General features: G+C 29.1%; 7 protein-coding genes, 1 rRNA gene and 1 other annotated feature. All 8 genes read right to left on the reverse strand.

Annotation, left to right across the window (positions count from 1 at the left end):
* Positions 1-195: a binding site (T-box leader), on the reverse strand. This feature is flagged as partial in the annotation.
* Between the two features lie 148 nt (positions 196-343).
* Entirely contained in the window at positions 344-823 is a 480-nt protein-coding gene (gene ispF / locus ACRDDE_RS13820; protein WP_438628191.1) for a 2-C-methyl-D-erythritol 2,4-cyclodiphosphate synthase, read from the reverse strand.
* 16 nt (positions 824-839) lie between these two features.
* Positions 840-1,520: a 2-C-methyl-D-erythritol 4-phosphate cytidylyltransferase gene (gene ispD, locus ACRDDE_RS13825; RefSeq protein ID WP_438628193.1), complete on the reverse strand. Its 681-nt coding sequence runs from the start codon at positions 1,518-1,520 to the stop codon at positions 840-842.
* A gap of 135 nt (positions 1,521-1,655) precedes the next feature.
* Positions 1,656-2,744 (reverse strand): PIN/TRAM domain-containing protein, encoded by a 1,089-nt coding sequence (locus ACRDDE_RS13830; RefSeq protein ID WP_438628195.1) that lies wholly within the window; start codon positions 2,742-2,744, stop codon positions 1,656-1,658.
* Positions 2,745-2,842: 98 nt separating this feature from the next.
* Entirely contained in the window at positions 2,843-3,913 is a 1,071-nt protein-coding gene (disA, locus tag ACRDDE_RS13835) for a DNA integrity scanning diadenylate cyclase DisA (protein ID WP_438628197.1), read from the reverse strand.
* Position 3,914: 1 nt separating this feature from the next.
* Positions 3,915-5,294, reverse strand: coding sequence for a DNA repair protein RadA (gene radA, locus ACRDDE_RS13840; RefSeq protein ID WP_438628199.1), 1,380 nt, complete (start codon positions 5,292-5,294; stop codon positions 3,915-3,917).
* A gap of 238 nt (positions 5,295-5,532) precedes the next feature.
* A complete protein-coding gene (locus tag ACRDDE_RS13845) occupies positions 5,533-7,833 on the reverse strand; it encodes an ATP-dependent Clp protease ATP-binding subunit (RefSeq protein ID WP_438628201.1) in 2,301 nt (766 codons plus the stop codon).
* Positions 7,834-7,962: 129 nt separating this feature from the next.
* Complete coding sequence (locus ACRDDE_RS13850) at positions 7,963-9,897, reverse strand: elongation factor G (RefSeq protein WP_438628203.1); 1,935 nt, start codon at positions 9,895-9,897, stop codon at positions 7,963-7,965.
* 313 nt (positions 9,898-10,210) lie between these two features.
* Positions 10,211-10,322: ribosomal RNA gene (gene rrf, locus ACRDDE_RS13855) — 5S ribosomal RNA — on the reverse strand; the annotation flags it as partial.

A 10,322-nucleotide genomic window follows, 5' to 3' on the forward strand; every position in this document is an offset into this window, starting at 1 on the left:
CGCGGTACCACTCTAGTTAATTGATAAGTAATTTTATCAATTCTCTTTATAGGATATAACGGTCCTTCCCGTAAGAACTTTTTACCATTCTTAAGCTCTGAGACTGGTTCAAAGAATAATTTTTAGAAACTTTCACCAAATGTTTCCTCTCTGTAAAAAATACTATCTTTTACTATTTCTCTTCTTAGCTTTTTAATTATAAATAATTGATTATATTTTATATCAATTAATATACCTTGTCAACGTATCTAATTAGGTTTTAGTAAGCTTTTGTTATACCTACTATTATGTTCTTGGTGAACTTTTTGATACATTATTTATAATAATTCTATAGAATTTATTTCTAATTGTCAATGTTAATTAATAAACAAATACTTTGCGATGAAATTCCTTCTTCGTTTCCTGTGAAACCTAATCCTTCTTCTGTTGTTGCTTTAACATTTATATTATTTATATCTGTATTTAAAACTCTTGCTATATTTTCTCTCATTTTTTGTATGTGTGGAGCCATTTTAGGTGCTTGGGCTATAATTGTCGCGTCTAAATTTCCAATACCATATCCTTTTTCTTTTATTAAATTATATACATGCTCTAATAATTTCATGCTATCTGCACCTTTATACTTTTCATCTGTATCAGGGAAGTGTTTACCTATATCTCCAAGTGCTAATGCCCCTAGTATAGAGTCCATTATCGCATGAAGTAAAACATCTGCATCTGAGTGTCCCAATAATCCTTTCTCGTGTTCTATTTCAACTCCACCTAATATTAATTTTCTATTTTCAACTAGCTTATGAACATCATATCCCATTCCTACTCTCATTTTTTATCCTCCGAAATTATATATTTTTTAAAATTTGCTCTCCAAATTCCAAATCTTCTTGTGTAGTTATTTTTATATTATTATATGACCCTTCTATCATTTTAACATTATAACCTATTCGTTCTACTAACATTGCATCATCAGTTCCGTAGTAATTGTTATTATATGCATCTTCATATGCTTTTGTTATAATATCATATTTAAAAACTTGAGGAGTTTGTACAGCCCATAAATAACTTCTGTTTGGAGTATCTACAATATTCCCATTATCACTTACTACTTTTATTGTATCTTTTACTTTAACTCCAACAACTATAGCATTATGCTCATTAGCTTCATTTATAGATCTTTTTATTATATCATCTGTTACAAAAGGTCTAGCTCCATCATGTATTAATACTACTTCACATTCTTTTTTTAACATTTTTATTCCATTGAACACAGAATCTTGTCTTTCATTTCCTCCGTGTGCAACTTTTATATTTGTAAATCCATATTTTTCTTTAATATTTTTATTAAAGTATTCTTCTTCATCTTCTCTTATAACAACAACTATATCATCTATATTTTCACTATTATAAAATTTATCTATAGTATGTGCTACGATTTCTTTATTTTCTAACTTTATAAATTGCTTATTGATATCTTTCTTCATTCTACTTCCAGTTCCAGCTGCTACTATTACAACACCATTCATAAACTCACCTCTTACAATACGAATAAATAACTTAAATATATTTTACCATAGTAATAATTAAATTTTAATAAACTAATAAATTCAATTAACCTTATCAAAAAAAGCCTTCAGAACTTTTATCCTGAAGACTTTTAACTAATCAATTTTAGGTTTTCCAAATATCATTCTTCCTGCTGGTGTTTGTAATACTGATGTAACTAAAACACTTATAGTTTCTCCCATATGTTTCTTTCCACCATCTACTACAATCATAGTACCATCATCTAAATAGGCTATACCCTGATTAGATTCCTTACCTTCTTTAACAACTTGAACTATCATATGTTCACCAGGTATCGCTACTGGTTTAATTGCATTAGCTAATTCATTTATATTAAGAACTTCAACACCTTTAACTTGAGCTACCTTGTTTAAATTGTAGTCATTTGTAACAACTTTACCCCCAAGTGTTTCAGCTAACTTTAATAATTTTGCATCAACTTCTGCTATATCATCAAAATCTCTGTTGCTTATTTCAACTTCAATATTTAATTCTTTTTGAATTATGTTAAGTATATCTAATCCTCTTCTACCTCTAACTCTTTTTAAGTCATCTGAAGAGTCTGCTATATGTCTTAATTCATCTAGAACGAAAGTAGGAATTACAAGCTTACCTTCTATAAATCCAGTTTGGCATATTTCAGCAATTCTACCGTCTATAATAACACTAGTGTCTAGAACTTTAGGTGGTATACTTTTTTCTTCTTTTTTGGAATTCTTGTCCTTATTTACTGATAATCTAGTTAACTTGTTTAAGTTAAAAATATCATCCTTACTCTTTAGTGCTATTCTACTACCTAAATAACCTAAAAATACATATGTAAATAAAGATAGTAAGCTTCCTATTACAGGTATCTTTAACATCAATATTAATTGACTTACAAGATAAGCTATAACAAAACCAACTATTAATCCTATAGTACCTAATATTATATCTGTTTGAGGATATTTAGAAATTTCCCTATCCATAGCTTTTGCTATTTTCCTAGATTTGTTCATAATCCAAGGAGCTATTATAAAGAATACAAAACCTATTACTACTCCAATAACTATAGAAATTATAAATACATATAGCTCTGATCCTAACGAAATTTGAGGAAATTTTTGAACTAATGATATATACGTTGTCATACCTAACACGAATCCTACTAATGTAAGTATCGCTCTTATTATCTTAGATACCAAATTTTCACCCCCTATATTTTTTCCTTAATATTTTCTTATTATAATCAAACTATTAACTATATTCAAGCACAATATTGTTTCAAATTTGACATAATATATTATATATGTCTATCTATAAGTGATAATTCTTGCATTTTTATAAGTCCATTTTTTATATATTTTGCTCTTATTTCACCTATTCCCTCAACATCGTCTAAATCTTCAATTGTTGCACATAGTATATCCTGAAAATCTTCAAAATAACTAACTAAATTCTCAATTATAGCACTAGGCAATCTATGTATTTTGTTTAGTATTCTATATCCTCTTGGTCTAATAGGCATATCCATACTTTCTGAAAAACCTGTATATCCTAACATTTTTGCTATATTTGCTAAATCAAGTAACTCTTCTGATGATAATGATATAATTTTTTTCTTAAATTCAGCTAAATTCATATCATTTCTTTTATAATCTTTTAGTATTTGGTTTTGATCTATTTTAGTTGTTCCCATTAGTTCATCAACCTGCATACTCAAAAGTGTACCTTCTACCCCTAATTCTACTATATACTTTTCAATTATATTTGTCACTCTCATAACCATTTCTATCTTTTGAACTACAAGTACAACATCATACAAAGTTACGAAATCTTTAAATTCTAGTGCATTTAAACTTATTATAGCTTGGTCTAAAACAGACTTATATTTCTCTAGAGTTTGTAATGCTTGATTAGCTTTAGTAAATATCTTTGATATATCTTCTACTACATATTTCTTATCCCCTTGATATACAGTTATAACATTTCTTCTTTGAGATATGGCTATTACAATTCCTCCAGTTTGTTTTGCAACTCTTTCAGCAGTTCTGTGTCTTGTTCCAGTTTCAGCTGTTTCAATTGAGTAATCTGGTATAAGTTGAGCATTTGCAAAAAGTATCTTCTTCATATCCGAACTTAAAACTATAGCTCCATCCATTTTAGCTAACTCATATAAGTATGCTGGAGAATATTCTGCATTTATAGCAAACCCTCCATCAACAATGCTCATAACCTCATCACTATCGGCAATTACAATAAGTCCTCCTGTTTTAGCCTTTAAAACATGGTCTATTCCCAATCTAAGGTCTGTACCAGGAGATATCATTTTTAGCGTTCTAATTGCTTTTTTGCCACTAAAAAAATCATCCATTTTATCTATTTCCTCCTAATACCATATTTATAGCTTGTCTTACACTATCTACTGGACATATATCTATCCCTTTTACATCTTTAACAGCATCATAATTGCTCTTTGGAATAACAATTTTAGTGAAACCTAGCTTCTTACATTCTGCGATTCTCTTTTCTATAAAACTCACCGCTCTTACTTCTCCTGTTAATCCAACTTCTCCTGTAATTGCTACATTCCCATCTATAGGTATATTTCTAAAACTAGAAGCTATAGCCATAACTATGCCTAGATCTATAGACGGCTCATTAATTTTTATTCCTCCAACAACATTTATATATATATCCTGATTTTGTATTTGCATCCCAACCCGCTTTTCAAGAACAGCCATAAGTAATGATACTCTATTATAATCAACTCCTGTAGCTGTTCTTTTAGGAATCCCAAAACTAGTAGGTGATGCTAGTGCTTGCAATTCTAAAAGCATTGGTCTAGTGCCTTCTACTGTAGATATAATTATAGACCCTGCTACATCTTTTGGTTTTTCGGCTATAAGTATTTTAGATGGATTTTCTAACTCAACTAATCCTACTTCTCGCATCTCAAATACACCTAATTCATTTGTAGACCCAAATCTATTTTTTACAGCTCTTATCAATCTATACGTATTGAATCGTTCTCCTTCAAAATATAATACAGTGTCTACCATATGTTCTAATACCTTCGGTCCTGCTAGTGCACCTTCTTTAGTTACATGTCCAACTACAAAGGTTGATATACCCATTTTTTTAGAAATTTTCATAAATCTCGAAGTACCTTCCTTTATCTGGCTTACAGTACCTGGAGCAGATGTAATTTCAGGACTAAAAACAGTTTGTATCGAGTCTAATATAATTAAGTCTGGATTTACACTTTCTAAGTGAGCTTCTATTATACTTAAGTTGTTTTCAGCAAATATATATAAATTATCGGACTTTATTCCTAATCTTTGAGCCCTCATTTTTATTTGAGATGCAGATTCTTCTCCTGATATGTATAAAACTTTTTTACCGCTATTAGCAACATTACTTGAAACTTGTATAAGTAATGTTGACTTACCAATACCTGGATCCCCTCCGACTAAAACTAATGATCCTTTAACTACTCCTCCACCTAAAACCCTATCTAACTCATTTATGCAAGTTGAAAATCTTTGCTCTTTTATAGTTTCTATCGAGTTTATATTTAAAGGTCTAGATGATGACTTATCTATAACAAAAACTTCTTTATTCGATCTGGAAGTTTTCTCTTCTATCTCTTCAACAAATGTATTCCATTTGCTACATTCTGGACATTTCCCTAGCCATTTACTATTCTCATATCCACATTCTTGACACACATATTTAGTTTTTATTTTAGCCATTTATAAATTCACCCTTATGTAATTTTTTATATATTATTAATTTTATCATATATATCTCTTAATATGTTAAATTTATAATATATAAAAAAATTCACTTAATTTAAGTTGATTATATACTTATAAAACATAGTTTTTAATAAAATGCATAGCTCGGAAATTACATTTATCCTCAGTTTAGAATTAAATGTAATTTCCAATAAAAGAAGCAGTTTTAAAACTAATATTTTTACATTTTTAATCATTTATTTTCAAATATAACTTTTTCTTCAACAACTTTAGCTACTATATTATCTCCTTTTTTTATATCTTCACTCAATATCATATCTGCTAATACATCTTCTATTTCTTTTTGAATAGCCCTTTTTATAGGTCTAGCTCCATATTCTAAATCTATTCCATATTTAGATATAAGATTTAAAACATCATCTGAAATTTCTAAGCTAATATTAAGTTGATTTAATCTACTTATTAAATTGCTAAGCATTATTTTAGAAATTTCATGTAAATTACCTATATTTAATTTATGGAAAACCACTATATCATCAATCCTATTTATAAATTCTGGTTTAAATCTATTCTTAACTTCTGATAAAATTTTTTCTTTCATAGCTTTATAATTTTCATCAATTATATTTTTATTTTCAGAGGCTGAAAAACCAATTATTTGTTGCTTATTTATACTTTTTGCACCTATATTAGACGTCATAATTATTAGTGTATTCTTAAAATCTACAGTTCTTCCTTTAGAGTCTGTTAATCTTCCTTCATCTAATACTTGAAGTAGTATATTAAACACATCTTCATGTGCTTTCTCTATTTCATCAAATAAAACTAAAGTGTACGGATGTCTTCTTACTGCTTCGGTCAATTGACCTCCATCATCATGGCCTATATATCCAGGAGGAGATCCTATTAGCTTTGAAACTGAATGTTTTTCCATATATTCTGACATATCAATCCTGATAATTTGATTTTCATTTCCAAAGTGAGCTTCTGCTAATGCTTTGCATAATTCTGTTTTACCAACACCTGTAGGACCTAAGAATAAGAATGATCCTATTGGTCTTTTGGGATCTTTTAACCCCGCTCTAGATCTTCTAACTGCTTTGGATACAGCATTTACGGCCTCATCCTGACCAATAACCCTTTGATGAAGGATAGATTCTAACTTTAGTAATTTATCTCCTTCAGATTTAACTATTTTGCTTATAGGTATTCCAGTCCATAAGCCTATTACCTCTGTAACTATTTCACTATTAACTGTAGGTTTATTATTTTTTAATTTTAAATTCTTCATTCTAATTCTAGAGGCAGACTCATCAATTATATCAACTGCCTTATCTGGCAGATATCTATCTACGATATATCTACTCGATAAATCAACTGCTGCTTTTATTGCTTCTTCTGTTATTTTTACACCATGGAAATTTTCGTATTTTTCTTTTAATCCTTTTAAAATTTTGATTGATTCCTCTTTAGTTGGCTCTTCAATTAAAATTGGTTGTAATCTTCGCTCTAATCCAGTATCCTTTTCTATACTCTTTCTATATTCATCTATAGTCGTAGCACCTATAACTTGTATATCTCCTCTTGATAATACTGGTTTTAGTATATTAGACGCATCCATAGAATTCTCTCCTGTTGCTCCTGCTCCTACTATAGTATGCATCTCATCTATAAATAATATAATGTTATCAGATTTAACAACTTCTTCTATTACTTTCTTTATTCTTTCTTCAAACTCACCTCTGTACTTAGCACCTGCAAGCATTCCTCCTATGTCTAAACTGTATATAAGCTTCCCTTGAAGAGAACTAGGTACTTTATTGCTTTCTATATTAATTGCTAACCCTTCTACTATAGCAGTCTTTCCTACTCCAGGATCACCAATTAATATAGGATTATTTTTAGTTCTCCTACTTAAAATTTGAATAATTCTTTGCATTTCATCTTCTCTACCAATTAGCGGGTCTAGTTTAGAATTCTTTGCATATTCATTTAGATTAACTGCATATTTCTCAAGTGTAGGAATATTTAATTTTTCCTTTTCTTTCTTAGGTTCTTCGTTCTTACTTTCATCTCTAAAAAGTATTATACTTGTTTCTGGTCTAGACACCTCTATTAAAGATTTAATTATGACTTGCTCAGTTATATTATTCATGCTTAGAATTTTCACTGCTAAACTATCTGTTTCTTGTAAAATTGCTAACAAGATATGTTCAGTATCTATAAGAATACTGTCAAATTGTTCTGCAAATATAGCTGAGTTATCTAATACATCTTTGCTTCTAGGACTTAAAAAAATATCATCTGTACTATCATTAATTCCTATTCCATATATATCTATAATTTTTTCACATATTATATCTTCATCCATCCCTAATTTTAATAAAACCTTAGAAGCTGTGCCTTCTTTCTCTTTAATTAAACCAATCAATAAATGTTCTGTACCAACTACTCTATGCCCAAACTCTTTTGCATACTCTATAGATATATCTATCGCTTTTTGAGCTACCTTAGAAAATTTGTCAAAGTACAATATAGTCCCTCCTCAATTTTAATATTAGATATATATATACTATATGCCCTAATAGTTTTTATTGTTTCAATAATATAAAGAAATCCTAGGAATTATATTCCTAGGATTTTTTTTAATCAAATTTATAAATTAATTACTATCAGAATTAGATATTATTTTTTGTGCAATTTGTGTTGGAACTTCTTCATATTTATCAAGTTCCATTTCAAAATAACCTCTACCTTGTGTCATAGCTTTTAAATCTATTGCATACTTAAATGTTTCTGCCTGTGGAGCATTTGCATAAATAACTTGTTTACCATTATTAGTAGGTTCCATACCTAATATTCTTCCTCTTTTTTTATTTATATCGCCCATAACATCTCCCATATATTCATCTGGAACTACTATCGTTAATTTCATTATAGGTTCTAAAAGAACTGGTACTGCTTGTTCTACTCCCTTTTTAAAAGCTATATTAGCTGCTAATTTAAAAGCCATTTCTGAAGAATCTACATCATGATAAGATCCATCATAAAGCGTTGCCTTTATATTAGTAACTGGATATCCAGCTAGTATTCCTTTTGACATAGATTCTCTTATTCCCTTCTCAACTGCAGGTATATATTGTTTAGGAACAGATCCTCCAAATATATCTTCTTCAAATTCAAAATCATTTTTAGAATACTCGAACCTTATTTTAACATCTCCATACTGTCCATGTCCTCCAGATTGTTTTTTATGCTTACCTTGAACGTCTGCTTTTCCTTTTATAGTCTCTCTATAAGCAACTTTTAAATCTGTTAAATCTACATCTAGCCCAAATTTTTCTTTCATTTTATTTTTAACTATATTTATATGAAGCTCACCTTGACCACCGATTAAAACTTGTTTAGTTTCTACATTCCTACTCCATGTAATCGTAGGGTCTTCTTCTGATATTTTACTTAGAACAGCACTAATTTTATCTTCATCACCTTTATTTTTAGCTTGTAATGCAAAATATATTTGAGGTTTAGGAAAATTAAGCTGTTCATCTACTTTATCGTTTTTATTTATAGATATAAAATCTCCTGTCTGCAGAGAGTTTACCTTCGTCATAACAACTATATCACCTGCATTGGCAGATTGTATTTCAGACAACTCATTATTATTCATAGTATATATATTATAAATTTTCTCTTTTACGGACTTATTTACATTATATACTTCTACATCTTTTTTTATACTTCCTTGTAATATTTTAACATATGACATTTTTCCTATAAAAGGATCTACTATAGTCTTAAATATGCTTCCATTCAGCTTATCATTTTCATCTACACACTTAGGTTGAATATAGCTAGACATAATTCCTAATATCTCCTCTGTACCTACATTATTTATTGTAGATCCGCATATAACTGGTATTATATCTCCATTTTGAATACCTATAGTTGTACCTCTCTTAATATCTTCTTCTGTCAAATCTTCTCCACTAAAATATTTTTCTAATAATTCATCATCTGTTTCAGCTATTAACTCTAATAATCCATCTCTTGTTCCTTCCACTTGCATTTTAAATTCATCACATAAATCTGAATTACTTTCAAATATATTATGTAGCTTAATAAATTCATCACCTTTATATATAGGCATATACATAGGTACTATTTTGTTGCTATATTTATCTCTTAGTTCTTCAATTAAATCTTTATATCTGGATTTGTCATTATCAATTTTATTTATAAATATAAGTTTAGGTATAGATTCTCCTGCAAGTTCTAGTGCCTTTTCTGTTCCAACTTGAATGCTAGTAGTAGCATCTATAACGATAACGGTAGCATCACTAGCACTTATAGCTGATATAACGTCTCCTGTAAAATCAGAATATCCAGGAGTATCTAGTAAATTTAATTTGAAATCTCTATATTCTATAGGAACTAAATTCATACTATATGTCATACTTATCTTATCTGTTAGTTTAGGCATTTTATTTATAGTTTTAGAAGTATATGCCATTGCTTCAATTAAATTTGTTTTTCCACATCCACTATGGCCTAATATAGCTATACTTCTTATATTATTACTATCATATACCTTCATATCTAAGCACCTACCTCATATCATTTTAATAATTTATATGCAATTAATATAAGGCTTTATGTGCGATTATTTTAAATATTAAACTATTACAAGTAAAATGTATCTCGTTTAACGTGAAACATAAACTTAAAATCATCTTTTCTTATCTCTTTATCTTATACCGTACAAGCGTAATCATTTTTAGTTTACACAACAAAAGTGGTTAGTATTAAGTTACAATGCAGAAGTCATTTTAAAGCATCTTCTCAGCTTTATGACTTCAAACGTAACTTAATACTAACCACCTCAAATCCACGTAAAATAAAAAAAGATTACGCGGCTACGTCCTACTCTCCCAGGCAGCTTCCCACCAAGTACCATCGGCGCTAAAGAGCTTAACTTCTGTGTTCGGAATGGGAACAGGTGTATCCTCTTTGCTGTAATAA

The sequence above is a fragment of the Paraclostridium sp. genome (assembly GCF_051656405.1).
Taxonomy (GTDB): Bacteria; Bacillota; Clostridia; order Peptostreptococcales; family Peptostreptococcaceae; genus Paraclostridium.

Excerpts from the sequence above, each read along its gene's own strand:
- ispF (WP_438628191.1), bottom strand. The coding sequence starts at position 823 with ATGAGAGTAGGAATGGGATATGATGTTCATAAGCTAGTTGAAAATAGA.
- ispD (WP_438628193.1), bottom strand. The coding sequence starts at position 1,520 with ATGAATGGTGTTGTAATAGTAGCAGCTGGAACTGGAAGTAGAATGAAG.
- disA (WP_438628197.1), bottom strand. The coding sequence starts at position 3,913 with ATGGATGATTTTTTTAGTGGCAAAAAAGCAATTAGAACGCTAAAAATG.
- radA (WP_438628199.1), bottom strand. The coding sequence starts at position 5,294 with ATGGCTAAAATAAAAACTAAATATGTGTGTCAAGAATGTGGATATGAG.
- ACRDDE_RS13850 (WP_438628203.1), bottom strand. The coding sequence starts at position 9,897 with ATGAAGGTATATGATAGTAATAATATAAGAAGTATAGCTATATTAGGC.